The sequence below is a fragment of the Larkinella fluvii genome (genome assembly GCF_051857545.1).
Lineage (GTDB): Bacteria > Bacteroidota > Bacteroidia > Cytophagales > Spirosomataceae > Larkinella.
Genome location: NZ_JBPZHB010000013.1, coordinates 80,614 through 103,037 on the forward strand (window position 1 = coordinate 80,614; position 22,424 = coordinate 103,037).

Here is a 22,424-nt window from a genome sequence, read left to right on the forward strand (position 1 = left end):
CACCATATTATTCAATTTATCATTATATTGATCCTACTATTATAGCAGTAGTTAGAAAGACAATAGTCGTAGTTGAAGCGGCTTTCGTAGCGTGTTGGAAAAAAATGTTACTTAACGCACTATTTGGTTTACTTATTGCTGATATAAAAGTACTTTTGCAACCATTTTTTTACGTTCATCCAAACAATAACCTATCTATGAGAAAACGTTTAGCCGGATTCTGGCTATTGTGCGTGCTTTTTGCCCTGCCCGCGCTAGCCCAGGATCGGACGGTGACCGGTAAAGTCACCTCATCCGACGACGGCTCCACCCTACCGGGTGTGAGCATCCAATTGAAAGGTACCAGCCGTGGTACCACCACCGATTCAGACGGAAACTACAGTCTGACCAACGTTCCGGCCGACGCCCGTTTGGTGTTCAGCTTCATCGGAACCGCCACCCAGGAGATCGTGGTCGGCAACCAATCCACCCTCAATGTGCAATTGAAAGCCGACGCCAGTCAATTGTCGGAAGTGGTCGTAACGGCTCAGGGGATCGAGCGCGACCGGCGTTCGCTGGGGTATTCGACCCAGGATGTTCGGGGTGATGTGCTGGCCCAACGCTCGGAACCCAACGTGCTGAATGCGCTTCAGGGAAAACTGGCCGGGGTGAACATCACCGGGGCCAGTGGTGCGCCGGGAGCTTCCACCAACATCAACATCCGGGGGATTACGTCGTTCAACGGCAGCAACCAGCCGCTGATCGTGGTCGATGGCATCATTTTCAGCAACGACCTGAACCAAACCGAAAACACGCTGTTCGGTTCGCAGCCCGCCAACCGGCTGGCCGACGTCAACCCCGAAAGCATCGAGTCGATCAACGTGCTGAAAGGACCGGCGGCTGCGGTTCTGTACGGTTCGAGAGCGTCGGCAGGGGCCATTGTCATCACGACCAAAACCGGTCGGAACATGAAGGGGAAAACGGAAGTAACGGTTAATTCTTCCTACAACATCCAGAATGTCTCCGGTCTGGCCGAACTTCAAAACGACTACGGACAGGGAACCCAGAACAACTTCGTTAATAATTCGGCCAACTCCTGGGGTCCTAAATTCGGTGGACCGCTCACGCAGGTCACGACTTTGCAGGGCGAGACAGTTCCCTATCAGGCCTACCCCAACAACGTAAAAGACTTTTATCGTCAGGGAAGCATTCTGCAAAACTCCTTCAACATTGCTTCCGGCGACGAACGGCGCAATTTCATTCTGGCGATTGGTAACACGCTCCAGAACGGGGTTATTCCCAACACCAAATTTAACCGGACCAACGTTCAGGTCGGTGGGGAATCGCGACTCAATAATGGCATCAAAGTGAACGGTACGGTAACCTACGTACAAACCGTTCAACAAGGTGTCCCGGGCGGAAACGGTGGTAGTGCGTTCGGCCAGTTAACCCGGATACCGCGTAGTTATGATCTGATGGGCCGCCCCTACCAGAACGCGCTGGGCCGGAGCATTTATTACAACCCCACTCAGAACCACCCCTTGTGGAGTGCTTATAATGAAACGTTGCAAGGCCAGGTCGACCGGGTTTTCGGAAATATTCAGATTGGCTATGACGTCACCAAATGGCTGAACGTTTCGTACCGTGCAACGGCCGATACCTACACCGATCGCCGGAAATTCGTTGCCGCCATTGGCGCAGCACGTACCCCGGCTGGTGAACTTCGGGAAGATATCTTCTTCCGATCAGAGTTGAACGGCGATCTGATCATCACTGCCCAGAAAGACAATCTGTTTCTGGAAGGACTGAACGCCAGCCTGTTGTTGGGAAATAACATCAACCAGCGGAAGTCTCAGAACCCAACGATCATCAGCCAGCAGTTGACCATTCCCGGTTTCGAAAACGTCAGCAACGGATCGGTTTTCTCCGCCAGCACCGAGAGCAGCACCATGCGTCGGCTGATGGGGTATTATGGCCAGCTTTCGCTGGGCTACCAGAACTACCTGTTTCTGGAACTGACCGGTCGGGTCGATAAATCGTCGACCTTGCCCAAAGCCAACAATACCTACTTTTACCCATCGGCAGCCGTCAGTTTTGTCCCAACGGATGCGTTCAAGCTGAATTCAAACGTGCTTTCTTACGCCAAAGTACGGGCCAGCATTGCCCGGGTGGGCCGGGATGCTGATCCGTATCTGCTGAACTCCGTGTTTGAACCGGCAGCTTACGGAAACAATGCCGCCCAAATTACCTTCCCTATTTCCGTAGGAACCGCCAGCTTACCCGGCTTTCGGATCGATGACCGGATCGGAAATTCAAGTCTGACCCCGGAATTCGTGCGGTCGTATGAATTTGGGTTGAATCTGGGGCTGTTCCGCAATCGGGCCAGCATTGATCTGGCGTATTTCGATACCCGAAGTACCAACCAGATTTTCAACGTTTCGGTATCTAACTCAACCGGTTACGACACCCGCACCACCAACGTGGGTTCCATGCGAAATCGGGGGATTGAACTGGTTTTAAACACGACACCGGTTCGATTGGATAACGGCTTCAAGTGGGATCTGATCCTGAACTTTACCCGCATCCGGAATAAAGTGGAAGAAATTGCACCAGGTGTCACCCAATCGCCCATTACCGGCAATGCATTCATTGGAATCAACCCTTCCATTGTGCTGGGGCAACCCTACGGCGTCATCGTCGGAACGGCCAACGCCCGCAGTCCGCAGGGTGAGTATCTGATCAACCCCAACACCGGCCAGTTTGTACCGGGTCTTGCCGGTCAGGTGATTGCCAATCCAAATCCGGACTGGACAGCGGGTTTGACGAACAACTTCAGCTACAAAGGCCTGACGTTATCGGTTTTGTTCGATACCCGCCAGGGTGGAGATCTTTACTCGTTTAGTGCGGCCGATTTGAGAGGCCAGGGTCACCTGAAAGTAACGGGAGTCGACCGGGATCAACCCCGCATTTTGCCAGGCGTCATCGAGGTGACCAATACGGATGGTTCGAAGACTTATACGCCTAACAACATTCAGATCAGTGCTCAAACCTACTGGGCTGGGCTGGGTGGTCTGGCTTCTGAAGCGGCCGTGTTCGATGCCACAGTTTACCGGCTGCGTGAAGTCGCTCTGAACTACAGCCTGCCGGGTAGCCTGATTGGCAAAACGCCTTTCGGTGCGATTTCGGTGGGGGTTAGTGGACGGAACCTGTTCTTCTACGCGCCCAACTTCTTCATGGATCCGGAAGTAAACACACAGGGAGCCGGTAATATTCAGGGGCTTGATTTGAACGGCGCGCCCAACACCCGGAATTATGGCGTTAACCTGCGGTTTACCTTTTAATCAACCTTCATCATTCTTCCGACAATGAAAGTCATAAATTATAAAAAATTCCTTCTGGTTCCGTTGATGCTGTCAATCGGAGCCTGTAGCAATTTTGTGGACGACATCAACCTCGATCCCAACAAACCTACGGCCGTAACGCCACCGGTTTTATTACCCACGGCCCTGGCAGGTTCCGCGTTTGCCAACAATGGTGAACTCAACCGGTTTGGCTCGGTGGTGATGAACTACCTGGCGGGTGCCGGTGGTAGCCCGGCTGCCTACGACATCTTCAATACGAACGGTGCCGATTTCGGAAACCAGTGGCGCTTTGACATCTACGGTGGTGCGCTCGTCAACTATCAGAAATTGATCGAAGCGGCCGACCAGAACAACGCCAAAGCGTATACCGGTATTGCCAAGATCATGAAAGCCTATACGTTCAGCATTGCCACGGATGTATGGGGCGATGTACCCTATTCACAAGCACTGAAGGGTGAAGAGTTCATTCAGCCGCGCATCGACAAGCAGGAAGATATCTACAAGGGCAATCAATCCCTGGGGATTCAAAGCCTCTTCGATCTGGTGCGTGAAGGACTGGCCGATTTGGAAGCGGTTTCGACTTCCAAGCCTGCTGCCGAAGACATGGTTTACGGTGGCAACATGGATAACTGGAAACGGGCGGGTTACACCCTGATGCTGAAGCTCGCCAATACCATCAGCCGGAAAGAACCGCAACTGGCGACGCAGGTGATCAACGAAGTGTTGACCAAGAACCTGTATATCAATAGCAACGCGCTCGATTTGAACGTAAAATTTGGCAGCAACGTGGGCAGTACCAGTCCTATGTGGAATCTGGCCATCTTCGCTTCCTTCAGCAACGAACTGATTATGAGCACCCGGTTTCTGAACGTACTGCGGCCCAGTGCAACAGATCCGACCAAAACCGATCCACGCCTGCCGTTCTTTTTTACGAAACCAGCGGCAGATTACGTCACGATGGATAATGGTTTTCGGGGAACCCTGCCACCTACAGCAACATGGTCCCGCTATGCTCCCTACGTAACGGGAACAAGTGGTGAAGGTCCGGTCCGGCTGCTGACCAACTTCCAGCGGGCATTTATTCTGGCCGAATCGGCCTTGATGCTGGGAACACCGGGCAATCCGCAGACCCTATATACCGAAGGCATTACGGCTTCGATGAAACTGGCGGGTGTCACTGATGCCAACATTGCGGCCTATCTGGCCGCCAATCCGGCCGTGGCGACCCTGACCGGAACCAAAGAGCAGCAACTGGAGCAGATCATCACCCAGAAGTGGATTGCCTGGACCGGCAACGGCCTGGAGTCGTGGAACGACTGGCGCAGAACTGGTTACCCCCGCCTGACAGCATCGCAGAATGCAGTAGGTATTGATGGAACCCGACCAGTGCGGGCGGCTTACATCACCCAGGAAATCGAGCGGAATCCGGCCTTCCCAAATCCGGGGCCGCAGTCCAATGAAAAATTGTGGTGGGATGTTGATTAATCGGTCATTCGTTAACGGAATTTTATCATGAAAAAAATAGCTTTTCAATTTCTTATCCTTTCAATCGTAGCGTTTGCCGGCATTTCCTGCAAAGACGATTACGTCTACAGCGATCTGGTCAAGGACAACCGCCCGGCCGTTCCGGTCACCTACACTGGTGCCACCACTTACGGTTTCGACCCGTATTACGAAACATCGGTAGCAGCCGGTGGTGCCATCAAAATCACGCTTTCGATCCCGTCTTCCAGTGGCCGGACGATCAAGGAGATCTCGAAAATTGCCGCCGGTGCCACCAGCATCAACGTAGGAACACTGGCTACCGCCGGGAACTACAACGCAGCTCCGATTGCCGGCAGCGGCACCACGGTGGAGTTTACGACCACCGTCGCTGAGTTTGCAACCAAGCGGCCTGCAGTTCCAACAGCTCCCCTCGCCTTGCCTAATTTCCGGGAAATCGCTTTTATTTTCCTGATAACACTGGACGATGGAACCGAAATTAGAGCCCTGCCCGTACGCGTGCGCATCCTCGCCTAACGCAACGGTCTCATTCTTACTAAAAAAGCCAGCCTTCAATTTGAAGGCTGGCTTTTTTAGTAAGAATATCTCTGATTCCTTTACTCTACACCTTTCACCTGCATCGCCAGGGTATAAACCGACTCCGAAGCCGTGATAAACAGCGTACGCCGGTCTTTCCCACCAAAACAAAGGTTACCCACCCAGCGGGACGGAACCGGAATAACCTGGAGCTTTTCGCCCGCTGGATTGTAAACCGTTACGCCTTTTCCACTCAGGTAAATATTGCCCTGATCATCGATCGTCATGCCATCGGAACCCTGTGAAACAAAAAGCTGGCGATTGGTCAACGTTCCGTCGTTGTTGATCTGGTACTTATACGTTTTGCCGGCGCGAATATCGGCGACATAGAGGGATTTGCCATCGGGCGTTCCCACAATTCCGTTGGGTTGCATCAGATCGCCATCGACAACGACTGGTTGCTTTTTCCCTTTGGGCAAATAATAGACCTTCTGGCCTTCGAGATCCGGTTTTTTCCGCTCCCAGTAATCGCGTTGGTAGTAGGGATCGGTGAAGTAAATACCGCCTTTTGCGTCAATCCATAAATCGTTGGGGCCGTTGAGTCGTTTGCCTTCGAAATCCGTCAGCAAAACCGTCACTTTTCCTTTCGGGCTGATCGACCAAAGCTCATCTTTTTCGTCGGCACAGGCAATCAGATTGCCTTTCCTGTCGAAATACAGACCGTTGGAACGCCCGGTCTTGTCCATATACAGCGACAGATTGCCGTCAGTGTCATACTTCCAGATTTTATCGTTGGGCTGATCGGTGAAATAAATATCTCCTTTTTTATTGACGGCGGGGCCTTCCGTAAACTTGAACTGGCTGTAAATCTGCTTCGGAACAGCGCCCGCTGCGGTTACTTTGACGGAATCGGCACCGCCATCACTAAAACCGAGGAATGCGTGTAGCAACAGGCCGGCGGAAAGAAGCCCGGCTTTTCCGGTAAAATTCATGGGAATTGTGTTAAGGTTCAGGAAGCTACAAAGATAGCAGATTCCACTTACCACGGCACTTCCCGCTTGTCTTTCCAGAACTTTCCGGTTTCGGCCAGAGGAGCTTCAGTGGCCAACCAGAGGGCGGTTTCAGCTCCTTTTTCAGGAGAACGATTGGCCCCCTCTCCCCCCATGCTGGTTTGCACCCAACCCGGATTGACGCAGTTAACCGCAATATTTTTCCCCACCAAGGCAGCCGAAAACTGGCGGGTCATGGCGTGCAGGGCGGTTTTGGAAAGACTGTAGGCCGGATAACTATCCTGCATATGAGAAAGCGAGCCTAAGTCACTGGTCACGTTGATGATGCGGGCACCGGTTCGGCCTTTTTCCAGAAACGGCAAAAAATTCTGAATCACCATGATGGGACCAATCAAATTGGTTTTCAGGGTGCGTTCCAGCGATTCAATGTTGAGCTTGCAGATCGACACATGCCGGTCAGTCTCTTCCAGAATAGCGGCATTGTTTACCAGCACATCCAAATGACTAGCCTTTTGGGAGAAGGCACCGTACGCATTTTTGACACTGACCGGATCAGTAACATCCAGGTGCAGAAAGATGGCTTCATACCCCTGTCCACAAAGCTCCTGAACAGCTTCGCGGCCTTTTTCTATATCGCGGGAGGCCATGAAAACTGCATAGCCTTTTTTACACAACTCCTGAGAAATCTCTTTGCCCAATCCCCGGTTTGCACCGGTTACTAAGGCAACCTTTTCGTGGTTGGTGTTCATGATTTCAATGATTGAATGGTAGAGTTGAAGCACGCCGGTCCCTTCGGGTAGCAACGTAACCCCACCAACTCTACTATTCAATCACTGAAATTGTTTAAAAAACGACCTTTTTCAGGCATTTCTACTCCATACATGATTGCACAATCATTACTCCATTTCGTGTTAAAACGGGAGATTATGAATCTTTGCCCAATGCTTTCACCGCCCCGTATAGCATGTCAGTCATCCGGCGGGAACTTTCATCGCCCAGGATATCAGCGTAACGACGCATCAGGTTGTCCCACGCTTTTTTGATGTCCGGTAACATGGTAATTCCTTTCTCCGTTGCGTAAACCAGCGTGTGTTTTCCCTCGATTTTCCGCTCTACCAGTTTTTTCAATTCCAATTTTTCAATCAGACGGGTAATGGTCGATGGCGTCAAATGCAATTCTCCACTCAATTCCTTCGGCTGAATACCGGGGTTTTCGATGGCTTCTTTCAAAACAAAAGCATGGGAAGCCGTGAGGCCTAACCGACCAAATTCATCGTCGGAAATGTTAGTCATTACTCTCGCTAAGGCATTCGCCGTAAAATTCAGGCAACTGCTGTACTTTGAAATCCGTTTTTTTTCTGCGATCATGATTGCTAGGGTTTTTAAAATCCAATCACCTTAAATATGTTACCGATTTGTAAATATAACGAACTTAGTTAGAATTAGTTTGTCAAAGCAATTGTTTTTTATAATACTCAAACACGTTTGTTATTAATTTGTTAACACAAAAGACTATAGTTTTGAAGAATTGAAAAAGTAAAAATAGGTGTTGCTACAATTAAGTTATTAAACGGTATTAAAGATGCAAGAAAATAGCAAATAAGTACAATTTAAAATAATAAGCATGAACTTATTATAAAGAGAGTTTCTGTCAGTTCCGGCAGTTTCAGATCCTATTGATGAATGATCTGTTCACGGCTCGGTACCCCTGATTCTCTGTTCAGTAACGTTTCTCTACCGGGAAGGCAGATGAATTTCGGCCATCATACACCGCGCCGAGCCCCCCCCGTTTCCTTCGATCGTTGACAGATTGAAATGGAATAGCGTAGCAAAATCGTCCAATTCGTCCTGCTGCCGGACCGAAAGCGAATCAAACGCCCGCGTCGACATAATCAGTAATTTTTGTCCTTTTTGGGTTGTCACCAGCAGCATGTTTCCTGCAAAGTGAGCCATTTGCTCCAGTGTAATATCGATCACGTGCTTCCCGCTGTTCACCAGTGCCTGCCGAACCATCAACCGCTCGTCGGGGTCGGCAATGGCCGCCAGACACACTATAGCAAAAACGTCGCCAATGCACATCATCACATTGGTATGATAAACCGGTATGCCTGCCGCATCGACGGCTGAAAAGGCGACGACATTGTATCCGGTTTGGTGGCTGAACTCGGCCAGAACGTCGGCATCGGTCCGGGGTGACAGACAGGCGTAGGCAATCCGTTTCATCCGGTCAAGCACCAGACTGCCAGTGCCTTCAAGGTATTTTCCTTCCTGTTCAAAATGCGTCAGATCAACAATTTTAGCAACGTGGTATTTTTTTGCCAGGTCATCGATGATGTCCAGCCGCCGTTCGAGCCGACGGTTGGGCGCCTGCATCGGGTAGAGCACTACCGTACCGCTGAAGTGAAACGATACCCAGTTGTTCGGGAAAATGGAATCAGGTGTATACGGCTCCGGCAAATCGTCGTAAATGATAACGTTCACCCCGGCAGCCATCAACTGATGCGTCATGTCGTCAAATTCACGAAGGGCATTTTCCTGCACTACATCCTGGGACGGAGTCGCCATATCAGCATTCTGAAAGGCGTTGCTTCCGGCGGTTTGCTCATTGAATCCAAACCGTACGGGCCTGATCATGAGAAGATTTGAGGTTGTCTGCGATTGCATAGGGTCAGGAATTAGGGTTATAACTCGGCACGTAACAAAGGTAAACTCATGCAATGGGAACCGCCCCGCGCCCTCGACAGTTCAGCCGACGGCAAGAGGATAAATGTATTTTCAAGGGTTTCCGGGTCGGCTTCACCCCGCTCAAACCGGTCCAGCAGGTCGGCCGCCCGCACGGTTTCGAAGCCCGCCTGGCGAAAGGCCTCCAGGGTCTTGTCGTTCCGGTCATACCCAATCACCACCCCGTCTTTCAGTGCCAGCAGATTACAGGAGTCCGTCCATTGTTCGCGGGCTCCAAACGGGAACTCGTTGTTTCCGGAATAAATAAACCGCACCGGTTCCAGACAGCCCAGATCGTCCCGGCTGATGGCCGTCAGCAGATCTTCCAGGTTTTCGATCTCCACCGGTTTTTGCTCCTCTCCTTTCTTGAACTGGATGATCCGCAAATCGTCCGGAACGTCTTTCGGAGCCAGGAAATGCAGCAAATCACGCTTCCGGGCTTCGTCTCCCGTGCGCCCCAACGACCCCAGCAACACCCAGACGTTGCGTTTTACCTGCGTAAAAATGGTGTCGATGTGCATGTAATCCCGCTTTTTCGGAATCTTGACAATTGTCACTTTATCGACCACATTTTTGTCAAATAACAAACGAATAACCTGCTGGGCGGCATATAAGGTCGTTCGTTCACTACAGCCGATCAACAGGTGGTTTTTGGCCACCATCATCACATCGCCCCCTTCGAGCGTCGACCGCGAATAGTCGTTACTCACCTCATTGTCGGGCAGTAGAAAATGATGCTCGTTGTCCGGTATTTCGATAATTTTATCCCGGTATTTGCTGAACAACGGGTGGTAAAAGAAAATGTACTGGGCCAGAAACGCTTCGCGGGTACGGGCCAGCTTGGCGGGCTTGTTCAGTAAAATATGGCTATTAATAACTATGCCAATGTCACGCGTAAAGATGAAATTCGGCAACGGCGCGAACAACATCGTCCGGTCGGGCAGGGATCCGGAGATGAGAATCTTCGACAACTCAACCGGATCATACGTATACAACTGGCTCTGAATGAAGAAACTACACCTTTCAACGGCGCAAATTCCCGAAATCAGCCGGGTGCGGATCACTTCGTCAGCTAAAATTTCGGTCAGCAGGTGCTGAATATCGATAACGGCGTCGGACCGAAAATAGTCCGGATGGTCAGGTTTGAAAAAATTACGCTCGGAATCGGCATTGATTGCGGCCAGTTTGCCCCGTATTTTATCCGGATCCAGAAAATACAGCAGAATTTTTACGTAATAGTCATACTCATCTTTCCGCATCGTTTCCAGGTGAACGATGTCTTCAAAAAGCCAGTCCTGCGCCTTGGAAGGGACGACTTTTCCCAGGCCGCGGTCGGGGCTGTGAATCAGCAGCCGTTTCAGCGAACCGACTTCTGAACTCACCCTGATTTCCTGCGTGCGCACCTGATGATTACCATTTTGCATACTCCAATGACCAAAAAAGGGAATACTTCTTCAAGTTGCAAGGTAAGGTATTGGGTAGTGAAAAAAAAAGTCGGGCCGTGTCTGCCAACGAAATGCGGTGAGCGTCAACTTTTAACGGGTCTAAATTGTTATCAAATCGTGTAGCTATCGCTTCATGCATTACCTTTGCAGTTTAATTGAGTCGAAATCAACCTCCTGTTATGCTAACTATTAGCAATTTACAAGCATCTATTGGCAGTAAAGAGATATTAAAGGGTATTAACCTGGAAGTCAAGCCCGGGGAAGTACACGCGATCATGGGGCCGAACGGCTCCGGAAAAAGTACCCTGGCATCGGTGCTGGCGGGTCGCGAAGATTATGACGTGACCGGTGGCAGCGTGCTGTTTGAAGGCAAAGACCTGCTGGAAATGGCTCCGGAAAACCGGGCCGCCGAAGGAATTTTCCTGGCGTTTCAATATCCGGTGGAGATTCCGGGGGTCAGCACGACCAACTTCCTGAAAACCGCCATGAACGAGATCCGGAAATACCGGGGTCAGGATCCGCTGGATGCTGTTCAGTTTCTGAAACTGATGAAGGAGAAAATGAAACTGGTGAATATCGATCAATCGCTGCTGAGCCGGTCACTGAACGAAGGATTCTCGGGCGGTGAAAAGAAACGGAACGAGATTTTCCAAATGGCGATGCTAGAACCCAAACTGGCCATTCTGGACGAAACCGACTCCGGACTGGACATCGACGCCCTCCGGATTGTGGCCGAAGGTGTCAATCAACTGCGCTCACCGGAACGGGCCACCATCGTCGTCACCCACTACCAACGCCTGCTCGACTACATCGTGCCGGATTACGTTCACGTCCTGTACAAAGGCCGGATCGTGAAGTCTGGCCCGAAAGAACTGGCTTTCGAGCTGGAAGAAAAAGGCTACGACTGGATCAAGGCAGAAGTGGAAACGGTCTAATTTTTTAGTTAAGAGTGATGAGTTAAGAATGAAGAGTTGGCTGACGCGTTTGGCTGGCGCATTTAACTCTTAACTCTTCACTCTTAATTCTTAACTCATAAGATGAACAATCAGCCCAATAACGATCTCAAATCCAGGCTACTGGCGGATTTCCGAACCTCGGAAGAGCGGATGAACGGAGCCAGCAAGTCGGCTTTGCATCAAATCCGGCGCGAAGCCCTCAACCAGTTCGATCGCCTGGGTTTTCCCACCGTCAAACACGAAGAGTGGAAATATACCAACGTCAATAGCTTAATCAAGGAGGTATTCGAATTCAATGCCCCGTCCGCGATCACGCTGGAAGATCTGGCCCAGTTGGAGTCGTCGCAGCTCAACGGGAACGTTCTCTACTTTGTCAACGGCCAGTATCAGCCCCAGTTGTCGAAGATTGTCAGCCCCGCCGATCAGCTTTCGATCACGACGCTGGCCGAAGCGGTCAAAAATACACCGGATTTACTGAATCAGTATTTTGCCAAATACGCTGATTTCCAGGATAATGCTTTCACAGCCCTGAACACGGCTTTTGCCAGCGAAGGCGTGGTGATTCATGTCCCCGCTCATACGACGGTGGAAGCGCCGACCATTCTGCGCTTCATTTCCGATGCCCGTCAGATGAATGTGGCTTCGCAACCGCGCAACCTGTTTATTGTCGATCAAAACGCGGAAGTCAAAGTTGCCGAATCGTTCCGCACCCTGGGCGACCAGGCCAGCTTTACCAACGTCGTCACCGAGATTGTGGTGGCCGAAGACGCCCGGATGGAGTATTACAAAATCCAGAACGAATCGGATATGGCCTACCACATCGGCACCACGCAGGTGTATCAGCAAGACCGCAGCCATTTTTATTCGGCTACCGTCACCCTCGACGGCGGTTTTATCCGCAACAACCTGAACATTGCCCTCGACGGTTCCAACTGCGAAGCGCACATGTACGGGTTGTATTTCCCGAATGGCCGTCAACACATCGACAACCATACACTGGTGGATCACCGCAAGCCGAATTCACACAGCAACGAATTGTATAAAGGAATTCTGGAAGATCGGTCGACGGGCGTCTTCAACGGCAAGATTTTCGTTCGCCAGGATGCCCAGAAAACCAACGCCTACCAGTCGTGCAAGAACGTGGTGCTCTCGAACGATGCCACCATGAACACCAAACCACAGTTGGAAATCTTTGCCGACGACGTGAAGTGTTCGCACGGTACAACCACCGGAAAACTGAACGAAGAAGCGTTATTTTATCTTCAGTCACGCGGTATTCCGAAAACGGAAGCTCAATCGCTGCTGATGTTCGCTTTTGCGGAAGATGTGATCAAAAAGATCAAAATCGATCCCCTGCGCGAGCAACTGGAACGCCGGATTCAGGCCAAACTCGCACGATAATTAAGAATTATGAGTTAAGAGTTATGAGTTAAATGCATAAGCCAGCTCTTAACTCTTAACTTTTAACTCTTCATTCTTAATTCATTATGGAAACCGCGACACACGAAATCCTTGATATTGAAGCCATTCGCCGGGATTTTCCGATTCTCGATCAGGTCGTGAACGGTCGGCAACTGGTGTATTTTGATAACGCAGCAACCACCCAGAAACCGCTCCCGGTTCTCCACGCCCTGACCCGGTATTATGAAGGCTACAATGCCAACATTCACCGGGGGATTCATACGCTGGCCGAAAAAGCGACGTCGGCCTTTGAAGCCTCGCGCCGGGCCATTCAACAGTTTCTGAATGCGGCTCACGTGGAGGAAATCATCTTTACTTACGGCACCACCGACGGGATTAACCTCGTGGCCCAGACCTACGGACGGCGTTTTTTGAAAGAAGGGGATGAAATCATCATCACCACGATGGAGCATCACTCCAACATCGTTCCCTGGCAAATGCTGTGCGAAGAAAAAGGATGCATCCTGAAAGTGATTCCCATTGATGACAAGGGTGATCTGATTCTGGAAGAATACGAAAAACTCCTTTCGGAACGGACCAAATTCGTCTCCGCCGTTCACGTTTCGAACGCGATGGGCACCATCAATCCGGTGAAGTTTCTCATCGAAAAAGCGCACGCCGTGGGAGCCAAAGTGCTGATCGATGGTGCACAGGCCAGTTCACACATCGACATCGACGTGCAGGCACTGGATGCGGATTTTTACGTCTTTTCGGCGCATAAGCTTTACGGCCCGACGGGCATGGGTGTGCTTTACGGCAAACGCGACCTTCTGAATGCCATGCCGCCCTGGCGGGGTGGTGGCGAAATGATCAAGGAAGTAACTTTCGAGAAAACCACCTACAACGATCTGCCGTACAAGTTTGAAGCCGGAACGCCCAACATCGCCGATGTCATTGCGGTGTATGCGGCACTGGAATACATCGAAACGCTTGGCAAGAAAAAGATAGCGGATTACGAACACAGCCTGCTCGAGTATGCGACCGAAGCACTCGAAAGCATCGACGGGTTGCGGATTATTGGCCAAAGTGCCGAAAAGATCAGCGTTGTTTCCTTTGTTCTGGACGGAATTCACCACCAGGATACGGGTGTCATTCTGGATCAGCAGGGCATTGCCGTCCGGACAGGTCACCACTGTACGCAGCCGTTGATGCGCCGGTTTAACCTCACGGGAACCACCCGGGCCTCCTTTGCGGTTTACAACACGAAAGAGGAGATTGACCGGCTGGTGCAGGGTTTGCTGCGGGTCAAAAAGATGATGTTGTAATCTTAATTTTAACGATCATGCTTACTACAGCGACTATTATTGAAGCCTTTCAAAACCTTCCACCAAAAATTTCGCTGGATGAAGCCGTAGAGAAACTGATTATTCTCGAGCGTTATGAAAAGGCAATGGAAGAAATTGAAGAAAGTAAAGGTCACAAGCATGAAGATGTGATGCAAGAAGCTCGTCAATGGATTCAGGCACGGAAATAATTTGGCGGGATGAAGCGAAAGAAGATTTCCGGGATGCCTTGCAGTATTTGTCTCGATCTTCTTTGCGCTATACTGAACAATGGGTAGATGAGTTAAACCGTAAATTGACGCTGTTAGCTACATTTCCTGAGATGGGCCGAATCGTACCGGAAAAGAATACGAGTTTCTTTCGGGAAATCTTAGTCGGGAAGTACCGCGTTTTGTATATCTATTTGCAAAAAACCATTACAATCGTAGCCATTCGGCATTCAGCCAGCGACGTGGATCGAATACAATGACCATCAACGAGAAACAGGACGAAATTATCGAAGACTTCGATCTCTTTGACGATCAGCTCGATAAGACGCAATACATCATCGACATCGGAAAGAAACTGCCACCTATGCCGGCACAGTTCCAGACGGATGAGAACCTGATTCGGGGCTGTCAGTCGAAAGTGTGGCTGCATTCCGAAATGCGGGGCGATACCGTCCATTTTGAAGCCGACAGCGAACCGACCGCCCAGATTAGCAAAGGATTGGTGAGCTTATTGATCCGGATTTTGTCGAATGAAAAAGCCGAAGACATTGCCAACGCCGATTTGTATTTCATCGACCGGATTGGATTGAGTAACTTGGTAACCTCCCGGCGCGCCGGTGGGCTTGCTTCCATGATTCAGCAGATGAAGCAGTTTTCGGCGGCACACGCTGGTAAAAACCGTACGACTGAGCAGTCAACGCTATAAAGTAGAAAGTCATGAATGACGAAGAACTCAAAGAACAAGTCGTAAAAGCCCTGAAAGAAGTTTATGATCCGGAAATTCCGGTAGACGTTTACGAACTGGGGTTGATTTACGAAATCAAAATATTTCCGATTAACAACGTCTACATTCTGATGACGTTGACCTCCCCCTCCTGCCCATCGGCGGGAACCATTCCGGGCGAGATCGAAGCGAAAGTCCGGAGCATCGAAGGCGTCAACGACGTGAGCGTCGAGCTGACATTCGAACCGACTTATTCCACCGAAATGATGTCGGAAGTGGCCAAGCTGGAACTGGGCTTTATGTAACTTGAACGGTTAGATGGTTGTTATGGTTAAATGGTTGAAAAGGGTTGTATGGTTGTAATAGTTGGATAGCTAGCCGTACTACAAACCATTCAGCCATTTTTAACCATCCTTCAACCATCCAACCATTACAGCCATCTAACCATTACAACCATTTACTTTACACTTTAAAACTCAATACAATGTATCCTCCACATTTAGTTGCCCCGATGAAGGACGACCTGATTAGTGTCGGTTTCGAGGACCTGAGCACCGCCGAAAAAGTCGATGAGGCCATGGACAATGCCGAAGGCACCATGCTGGTGGTCGTCAACTCGGTCTGCGGTTGCGCGGCTGGTGCGGCCCGTCCCGGCGTTAAGGCGGCTTTAAACCTGAGCGGTATCAAACCCGACAAACTGGTGACGGTTTTTGCCGGCGTCGATTTTGAAGCCACGGCCCGGATGCGCGAGTATTTGCTGCCTTATCCGCCATCATCACCGGCCATCGGTATTTTCAAAGATGGCGAACTGGTACACTTTATCGAGCGGCACCACATCGAAGGACGCTCTGCGCAAATGATCGCTCAGCACCTGGAAATGGCGTTCGAAGAATTCTGCGAAAAGGCGTAAGCCTTAGAATAAAGAGAAGAGACAAGAGAATAGAGACAGAAATCGGATAAAACCAGGTTTCAGGTCTTTATTCTCTTGTCTCTTCTCTTTATTCTAAACCGCTATTGCGGCACTTTGGCCTGCCCCAGCACCCGCAGCAAATTCCCGCCCCAGATTTTGGCAATGTCCTGTTCGGAATAGCCTTTTCGCACCAGTTCCAGCGTCAGGGCCTCGATTTCACTGACATCCTCCAGACCGTTGACGCCCCCGCCCCCGTCAAAATCGCTGCCAATGCCGACATGGTCGATGCCTACCAGCCGGACAATGTAGTCGATGTGTTTGACGATGTCCGCCACGCTCGCCCGTTCGTAGGCATACCGTTTCTGAATCGAATCTTCTTTGGCATCGAGACGCGTCCGCATTTCCGGCGTTACCACCCGGCCCACACCCGCCATCCGGATGGCATTCAACGCCTGGCGGTGTTCGTCTGACGGTTTTCGGAGGTAATCAGTTACGAAATTTACCTGAATCACGCCACCTTTCGCGGCTAGTGCCTGGATCATTTCGTCGGTCATGTTGCGCGGAAAATTGCAAAGCGCCCGAACGTTGGAGTGAGACGCAATCACCGGTGCTTTCGACAAGGCCAGCACGTCGTAAAACGATTGATCGGAAATATGGGACACATCGATCAGAATGCCGAGCCGGTTCATTTCCGGCACCACTTTTTTTCCAAAATCGCTCAAGCCGTTGTAAAGCGGGCCATCGGGATCGGTCGCGGAGTCGCAAATGGCATTGTTGGCAAAGTGGGCGAGCGTGATGTAGCGGCAACCCAGGTCGTAATAGGTCTTCAGCATTGCCAGATCTTCACCCACCGGATAGCCATTTTCCATTCCGATAAAAACCGCCCGCTTTCCGGCTTTTTTGATGCGGTAGGCATCGGCGGGTGTGGTTGCCAGTTCGGCCTGACCGGGGTGTTTTTTTAAAGCCGCATCAATGCTTTTAAAAATGGCTAGCGCCCGGGCTTTGGCCTCCGCGTGGCCTTCCGGCGTGCGGGGTCCCTGCGCCAGATAAACCGCAAAAAACATGGCATCCATCCCACCTTCTTTCATGCGGGGAAAGTCGATCTGCGACTTGTCGCGCACCCGGTCGTGCCGCTCACCCACGTCAAAACCGTCTTTCACCATGTTAATCGGCGCATCGGCGTGGGTGTCGAGCGTCAGAATACGCTGGTGAATTTTGTGGGCTTTCCGGGTCAACCGATCGGAAGGCAGGAATAAAACGGCAAGAAGCAGAAATAGGGAAAGAATGGGGTTCATTGATAAATGGTCTAAATCCCAAGGTAAAAAAGAATCGCTAAATTCGTACTATACGCACCTGTCAAACGGCGGGAAGCCCGTTCGATTCTGATTTATCCGGAACATCCGCTTTCTTTACAACCTGTTTTTTTCAAATTAACGATTCAGAAAATGACCCCAACTGCCCTGATCACCGGCGCCACCTCCGGCATCGGTCTTGCCATTGCAACCGCTTTTTCCAAACTAAACTACCGGCTTATTCTGTGTGGCCGACGGCAGGAACGCCTGGACGAACTGCAACAAACCCTCAGTTCGGATACGGAATGTTACACGCTCAACTTCGACGTTCGTGACCGGTCCGCCGTTGAAACCGCCATCGCTTCCCTGCCCGACAACTGGAAAACCATCGATATACTGATCAACAACGCCGGCAATGCGCACGGCATGGGGCCGATTCACGAAGGTGATGTAGACGACTGGGATGCAATGATCGACGGCAATGTGAAGGGCTTGCTGTACGTTACGCGGGCGGTTTCGCCGGGCATGGTGGCCAACGGTCGCGGTCACATCGTCAACATCAGTTCCATTGCCGGGAAACAGACCTACGCGAACGGCGGGGTTTATTGTGCCTCAAAAGCCGCCGTCGAAGCCCTGAGCGAAGGAATGCGGCTGGATTTGACCCAATACGGTATTAAAGTAACGAATGTGGCTCCCGGCGCAGTCGAAACCGAGTTTTCGCTGGTCCGTTTCAAAGGTGACGAAGCGCGGGCGGCCAAAATCTACGAAGGGTTCTCCCCGCTAACCGCTACTGACATCGCCGACGCCGTCGTATATGCTGTCACTGCCCCACCCCACGTCACCATTGCCGATATGACCATCCTCGCTTCTGCCCAGTCCGCAGCAACGACGATTCACAGGAAGTAATGGTTTTGATGGTTGAAAAATGGTTGAATGGTTAAATGGCTTTGATGGTTGAATGGTTCTGATGGTTGAAGAGGGTTGGGATGGTTAAGAATGGTTGAAATACCGCTAGCCATCCAACCATTCTTAACCATCCCAACCATTTTTAACCATTTTTAACCATCCCAACCATTTTTCAACAATTAAACCATTAAAGCCATTTTTCAACCTTACTTCAAAATCATACACGTCGAGGTCGCGTGGGCGTAGAGTTTGCCCTGCGCGTCTTCCACCCGCGCTTCGGCCGTGGCAACGCTGCGACCGACGTGGATGACGGTTCCGGTGCAGACGAGCTTGCCGGTTTTGGCAGTCACGGGCCGCACCAGATTCACTTTCAATTCGAGGGTGGTGTAGCCGACGCCAGCCGCCAGTTTGGTGTGAATGGCGCACCCCATGGCCGAATCACAGAGGGTGCTCAACAAACCGCCGTGTACTACGCCAATCGGGTTGTAATGAAATTCGGACGGGATCACGGAAAAAACCGCTTTGCCATCTTCCATCGATACCGGGTCAAAATCCAGCGTCTGGCAAATGGGCGGAAGCGGGTTGATGCCGTCCTGAATACTTTGCAAGTACTCCAGTCCGGACATGGTTTTGGCGGCCTGTGCGCCCTGCATGGGATCTTCCCAGTTATACGATCGTTCTCTTTCGTCTGCTGCCATTAGTTATTTGAGGAATTGTAGTAAAAAAGGTATACTCGTTAAAATGCAAAAACCGTATGTATACTGAAAACAAAAACCGCCCGGACTGTATCTCATCAAGAGCCGTTTTCAGCCTGAAATAAATTCGCCAGAACGCCTTCTTTCAACGAATATGTCGACACCCGGATCTGCGGAATGCCGTAGGCCCGCAGGACATAATCGATCAGGCACACGCCCACGACGATCATATCGACCCGAAGCTCGATCATGCCCGCCAATTGCATCCGTTCGGCGTGGTTGCGGGTCAGCAACAATTCATAAGACCGGTAAAACTCGCTGGTCGGCAACTCAAAAGCCGTCTGGCTTTCGTCCGGCAAATGGCCTTTTTCGTGCATGAATTGCAGGTCGACCAGCGTATCGAACGAACCCGACGAACCCACCAGCACGACGGGCGCGTATTGGTGAACGGCATTCGTGAGCGGCAACAATTGTTCCTGAAAATACCGGTTCAGCCGATTGACCGCCGTCGGGCTGATCGGATCAGTATCCATAAACCGCTCCAGCAACCGTTGCCCGCCGATTTCGAAACTTTGTTTCCAGTAAGCCCGTCGCTCCGTACACAAAATAAATTCGACGCTGCCGCCACCGATGTCGATCACCAGCGCCATTTTATCATCCAGCGCGCCCGCAGCCCGCACCCCGGCATAAATATAACCCGCTTCTTCGTCGCCCGAAATGGTGCGGATGACAATCCCGGTTTCGTGCCGAATCCGGTCAATAAACGCCGATTGGTTTCCCGCGTTGCGGATGGCGCTGGTACCGATGGCAACGACGTCTTCGGGCGAAACCTGGTGCCTGTCAAGCACATCCCGAAAATACCGCAAAACCGTTAACGCCCGCTCGGTGGCTTCGTCGGTGATAAGGCCCTGATTGATACCGGATTTCCCAATTTTCGTCGGTCGGCTTTCGCGAAAAAGCGTCCGCCCTGCGTCCGCAATCATCAAATGGAAGGTATTGGTTCCGAGGTCAATAACGGCTTGTTTCATGAATGGATGGATTGAATGGTTGTTGATGGCTTAATTGGTTAAATGGTTAAAATGGCTGGTGTCCATTTAACCATTTTTAACCATCAATAACCATTTAACCATCCGACCATTTCGTTGTTAATCATTTCGTGCAAAACTATTGGTTTTTTCCTTCTGGAAACATACCTTTGCAATCCGTTTGGTATCAGAAAATTAACGAATTGCAGGATATGCTTATCATAAACGTCAAAGAAAACGAGTCAATTGACAAAGCCCTCAAGCGCTTTAAGAAAAAATTTGAAAAAACCGGCGTATTGCGCGCTCTGCGTTCCCGGACTGCTTTCCAAAAACCGTCGATCAAACGTCGTCAGGAAATTCTGAAAGCGGTTTACCGTGAAAAAATGTACGGCAGCAATAGTGAAGTATAGTCTGTAGTATAGCACCGACAACAGCATGGGTTGGCAGTAGGCATTCGCTTACTGCTTTTTTTATGGTATCTTGTTCGGTATTCCGACTCTCAACGCCCTATGGTTTCGACTTTCCTTGAACACATCCGCTACGAGAAACGCCTGAGCCACCATACCCTGACGGCGTATCGCATTGACATCGACCAGTTTCAGACCTATTTGAAAAGCCAGTACGAGCTGGAACAACCCGAGCAGGCGACCTTTCACATGATTCGTTCCTGGATTGTGAGCCTGGTCGAAAGCGGGCTGGATAAAACGTCCGTCAACCGGAAAATTGCCACCTTACGCAGTTTTTTCGGGTTTATGCTCCGCCGGAAAGCCATTGCCGCCGACCCGATGCTGAAAGTTTCGGCCCTGAAAACCAGCAAAAAAATTCCGGTTTTTGTGGAAGAAAAACCGATGGAAACCTTGCTGGACGATGTCGATTTCCCGGATGATTTCAAGGGATTGCGCGATAAACTGGTGCTGGAACTGCTCTACGGTACCGGCATCCGGCTCGCCGAACTGGTGGGGCTGAAAACCGCCGACGTCAATCTGTACGAAAAAACCATCACGGTGTTGGGCAAGCGCAACAAACACCGGATCATTCCCGTGCCAAACCCGCTGTTCGCTCTGATTCAGCAGTACCAGCAAACGAAAGAAGCCGAATTCGGCACCAACGCCGACCCGGTTTTTCTGATTTTGAGCGACCAGGGTGTCAAATCATACCCGGTTCTGATTCAGCGGATTGTAAAGCGGTATCTGGGTTTGGTAACGACCCTGGAAAAGAAAAGTCCACACGTGCTGCGCCATACTTACGCCACCCATCTGCTCAACCGGGGTGCCGATCTAAACGCCATCAAGGATTTACTGGGTCACAGCAGCCTAGCCGCGACGCAGATCTATACGCACACGACGATCGATAAATTGAAGAAAGCGTATAATCAGGCCCATCCAAAGGCCGGGTGAGTTGGCAGTCGTCAATCTGCTTACTACTTTTACGGCATGAATTCGCCAGCACTTTCCAACACCCTCCTCGACCTGATCCGGCAGCAGCCCGACGCCGAAAAAGCCGTTGCCTACCTGACCCAACAAGCCGACGCCTACCGGAACCAACCCACCACTGCGGTTTTCTACCGCGTTTTTACTGCCATTCCGCGGTTTGTCGGCAAACAACCCATTAGCGTTTCGCCCGACCAGACGCAGGAAATACAAACTTTGCGGAACGGTTTTACCGTCGAAGGCTGGTCGCTCGATCGGCTGGCGCGCGTTTGGTGGCTGCTCCAATTGCCTGCCGATGATCCGGCGGTGTATTTCAGTACCATCGAAAACCTATTCAAAGCGGCTGAAATGAACGAACTGGCGGCCTTGTATTCGGCCATTCCGGTCCTCCAGTTTCCTGAACACTGGCGGTTCCAAGCTACCGAGGGCGTTCGGAGCAACATGAGTCCTGTGCAGGATGCGCTCATGCTTCAGAATCCGTATCCGGCCGAGCAACTGGACGAACCGGCCTGGAATCAACTGGTGATGAAGGCTTTTTTCTGCGACAAACCGGTAGAAGAAATCCTCGGTTTTGAGGAACGCACCAATGAAACGCTGGCGCGCATCGCCGTCGACTACGCCCAGGAACGCCGGGCCGCCGGACGTACCATTCCCCCGCAACTCTGGACACTGGTAAAACCGTTCGTAACCGAAGCCAACCGGGCCGAACTGGAGGATTTGCTACGAAACCACGGGGCGGCTGGCACCCCTGTTTAGCCTTCAATGGGTCATCCCTCCGGGATTTTTTCACCCAATCCTGCCCGTTTCAGTGGGTTAAAACCCACCGCTACAAAATGAATCATCCCTCCGGGATTGTTGGCCTAAACAGTCCGGAGGGATGGCCCATTTTGTAGCCCCCCGGTTTTAACCGGGAAGGATGCAACATGACAAACCAGCAATCCCGGAGGGATGATCCATTTTGTAGCCCCCGGTTTTAACCGGCAGGGAAGGATGCAAC

At 51.0% G+C, this 22,424-nt stretch carries 23 protein-coding genes; 15 read left to right on the plus strand and 8 right to left on the minus strand.

The window, feature by feature from the left end:
• Nucleotides 1–197: 197 nt before the first annotated feature.
• The 3 genes from ACS5NO_RS28975 to ACS5NO_RS28985 are packed head-to-tail and all read left to right on the plus strand — an operon-like array spanning nucleotide 198 to nucleotide 5,360.
• Nucleotides 198–3,320, plus strand: coding sequence for a SusC/RagA family TonB-linked outer membrane protein (locus tag ACS5NO_RS28975; RefSeq protein ID WP_439418372.1), 3,123 nt, complete (start codon nucleotides 198–200; stop codon nucleotides 3,318–3,320).
• A 24-nt stretch (nucleotides 3,321–3,344) separates the two neighbouring features.
• Nucleotides 3,345–4,826, plus strand: coding sequence for a SusD/RagB family nutrient-binding outer membrane lipoprotein (locus ACS5NO_RS28980; RefSeq protein WP_439418373.1), 1,482 nt, complete (start codon nucleotides 3,345–3,347; stop codon nucleotides 4,824–4,826).
• A gap of 27 nt (nucleotides 4,827–4,853) precedes the next feature.
• Nucleotides 4,854–5,360: a hypothetical protein gene (locus ACS5NO_RS28985; protein WP_439418374.1), complete on the plus strand. Its 507-nt coding sequence runs from the start codon at nucleotides 4,854–4,856 to the stop codon at nucleotides 5,358–5,360.
• 80 nt (nucleotides 5,361–5,440) lie between these two features.
• On the opposite strand, the gene ACS5NO_RS28990 is transcribed toward ACS5NO_RS28985, so the two are convergent.
• The 5 genes from ACS5NO_RS28990 to ACS5NO_RS29010 form a co-directional block, all read right to left on the minus strand.
• Complete coding sequence (locus tag ACS5NO_RS28990; RefSeq protein WP_439418375.1) at nucleotides 5,441–6,352, minus strand: SMP-30/gluconolactonase/LRE family protein; 912 nt, start codon at nucleotides 6,350–6,352, stop codon at nucleotides 5,441–5,443.
• Between the two features lie 47 nt (nucleotides 6,353–6,399).
• Nucleotides 6,400–7,119 (minus strand): SDR family NAD(P)-dependent oxidoreductase, encoded by a 720-nt coding sequence (locus tag ACS5NO_RS28995; RefSeq protein WP_439418376.1) that lies wholly within the window; start codon nucleotides 7,117–7,119, stop codon nucleotides 6,400–6,402.
• A gap of 175 nt (nucleotides 7,120–7,294) precedes the next feature.
• Nucleotides 7,295–7,738, minus strand: coding sequence for a MarR family winged helix-turn-helix transcriptional regulator (locus ACS5NO_RS29000; protein ID WP_114404187.1), 444 nt, complete (start codon nucleotides 7,736–7,738; stop codon nucleotides 7,295–7,297).
• 366 nt (nucleotides 7,739–8,104) lie between these two features.
• Nucleotides 8,105–9,034, minus strand: coding sequence for a citrulline utilization hydrolase CtlX (ctlX, locus tag ACS5NO_RS29005; RefSeq protein ID WP_439418377.1), 930 nt, complete (start codon nucleotides 9,032–9,034; stop codon nucleotides 8,105–8,107).
• A 17-nt stretch (nucleotides 9,035–9,051) separates the two neighbouring features.
• Nucleotides 9,052–10,515, minus strand: a complete 1,464-nt coding sequence (locus ACS5NO_RS29010; protein WP_439418378.1) for an arginine deiminase family protein — start codon at nucleotides 10,513–10,515, stop codon at nucleotides 9,052–9,054.
• 200 nt (nucleotides 10,516–10,715) lie between these two features.
• Here ACS5NO_RS29010 and sufC point away from each other — a divergent pair, with 200 nt between their 5' ends.
• The 8 genes from sufC (at nucleotide 10,716) to ACS5NO_RS29050 (ending at nucleotide 16,079) form a co-directional block, all read left to right on the plus strand.
• The gene (sufC, locus tag ACS5NO_RS29015; RefSeq protein ID WP_138989836.1) at nucleotides 10,716–11,471 is read left to right on the plus strand and encodes a Fe-S cluster assembly ATPase SufC; all 756 of its coding nucleotides are present in this window, start codon (nucleotides 10,716–10,718) and stop codon (nucleotides 11,469–11,471) included.
• A 102-nt stretch (nucleotides 11,472–11,573) separates the two neighbouring features.
• Complete coding sequence (gene sufD, locus ACS5NO_RS29020) at nucleotides 11,574–12,893, plus strand: Fe-S cluster assembly protein SufD (RefSeq protein WP_150876262.1); 1,320 nt, start codon at nucleotides 11,574–11,576, stop codon at nucleotides 12,891–12,893.
• 86 nt (nucleotides 12,894–12,979) lie between these two features.
• Nucleotides 12,980–14,218 (plus strand): SufS family cysteine desulfurase, encoded by a 1,239-nt coding sequence (locus tag ACS5NO_RS29025; protein WP_439418379.1) that lies wholly within the window; start codon nucleotides 12,980–12,982, stop codon nucleotides 14,216–14,218.
• Between the two features lie 17 nt (nucleotides 14,219–14,235).
• Entirely contained in the window at nucleotides 14,236–14,427 is a 192-nt protein-coding gene (locus ACS5NO_RS29030) for a hypothetical protein (protein WP_439418380.1), read from the plus strand.
• Complete coding sequence (locus ACS5NO_RS29035) at nucleotides 14,406–14,705, plus strand: type II toxin-antitoxin system RelE/ParE family toxin (protein ID WP_114404194.1); 300 nt, start codon at nucleotides 14,406–14,408, stop codon at nucleotides 14,703–14,705. Before ACS5NO_RS29030 ends, ACS5NO_RS29035 begins: the two co-directional genes overlap by 22 nt.
• Nucleotides 14,702–15,151, plus strand: a complete 450-nt coding sequence (locus tag ACS5NO_RS29040) for a SufE family protein (protein WP_439418381.1) — start codon at nucleotides 14,702–14,704, stop codon at nucleotides 15,149–15,151. Before ACS5NO_RS29035 ends, ACS5NO_RS29040 begins: the two co-directional genes overlap by 4 nt.
• Before the next feature lie 11 nt (nucleotides 15,152–15,162).
• On the plus strand, nucleotides 15,163–15,474 hold the full coding sequence (locus ACS5NO_RS29045; RefSeq protein WP_138989839.1) for a DUF59 domain-containing protein: 312 nt from the start codon (nucleotides 15,163–15,165) through the stop codon (nucleotides 15,472–15,474).
• Between the two features lie 179 nt (nucleotides 15,475–15,653).
• Entirely contained in the window at nucleotides 15,654–16,079 is a 426-nt protein-coding gene (locus ACS5NO_RS29050; protein ID WP_439418382.1) for a BrxA/BrxB family bacilliredoxin, read from the plus strand.
• Nucleotides 16,080–16,180: 101 nt separating this feature from the next.
• Here the strand turns inward: ACS5NO_RS29050 and ACS5NO_RS29055 are convergent, their stop codons facing one another.
• Nucleotides 16,181–17,374, minus strand: coding sequence for a dipeptidase (locus ACS5NO_RS29055; RefSeq protein WP_439418383.1), 1,194 nt, complete (start codon nucleotides 17,372–17,374; stop codon nucleotides 16,181–16,183).
• A 150-nt stretch (nucleotides 17,375–17,524) separates the two neighbouring features.
• On the opposite strand from ACS5NO_RS29055, the gene ACS5NO_RS29060 reads away from it, so the two are divergent.
• Nucleotides 17,525–18,277: an SDR family NAD(P)-dependent oxidoreductase gene (locus tag ACS5NO_RS29060; protein WP_439418384.1), complete on the plus strand. Its 753-nt coding sequence runs from the start codon at nucleotides 17,525–17,527 to the stop codon at nucleotides 18,275–18,277.
• Nucleotides 18,278–18,483: 206 nt separating this feature from the next.
• On the opposite strand, the gene ACS5NO_RS29065 is transcribed toward ACS5NO_RS29060, so the two are convergent.
• On the minus strand, nucleotides 18,484–18,975 hold the full coding sequence (locus ACS5NO_RS29065; RefSeq protein WP_114404199.1) for a PaaI family thioesterase: 492 nt from the start codon (nucleotides 18,973–18,975) through the stop codon (nucleotides 18,484–18,486).
• Between the two features lie 95 nt (nucleotides 18,976–19,070).
• The gene (locus ACS5NO_RS29070; protein ID WP_439418385.1) at nucleotides 19,071–20,000 is read right to left on the minus strand and encodes a Ppx/GppA phosphatase family protein; all 930 of its coding nucleotides are present in this window, start codon (nucleotides 19,998–20,000) and stop codon (nucleotides 19,071–19,073) included.
• A gap of 209 nt (nucleotides 20,001–20,209) precedes the next feature.
• Between ACS5NO_RS29070 and rpsU the strand changes: the two genes are divergently transcribed.
• From rpsU to ACS5NO_RS29085, 3 genes are all read left to right on the plus strand, one after another.
• Nucleotides 20,210–20,407 carry a 30S ribosomal protein S21 gene (gene rpsU / locus ACS5NO_RS29075; protein WP_114404259.1) on the plus strand — a complete coding sequence of 66 codons (198 nt, stop codon included), beginning with the start codon at nucleotides 20,210–20,212 and terminating at the stop codon, nucleotides 20,405–20,407.
• A 99-nt stretch (nucleotides 20,408–20,506) separates the two neighbouring features.
• On the plus strand, nucleotides 20,507–21,394 hold the full coding sequence (locus ACS5NO_RS29080) for a tyrosine-type recombinase/integrase (protein ID WP_439418386.1): 888 nt from the start codon (nucleotides 20,507–20,509) through the stop codon (nucleotides 21,392–21,394).
• A gap of 36 nt (nucleotides 21,395–21,430) precedes the next feature.
• Nucleotides 21,431–22,183, plus strand: coding sequence for an EboA domain-containing protein (locus tag ACS5NO_RS29085; RefSeq protein ID WP_439418387.1), 753 nt, complete (start codon nucleotides 21,431–21,433; stop codon nucleotides 22,181–22,183).
• Nucleotides 22,184–22,424: the final 241 nt, after the last annotated feature.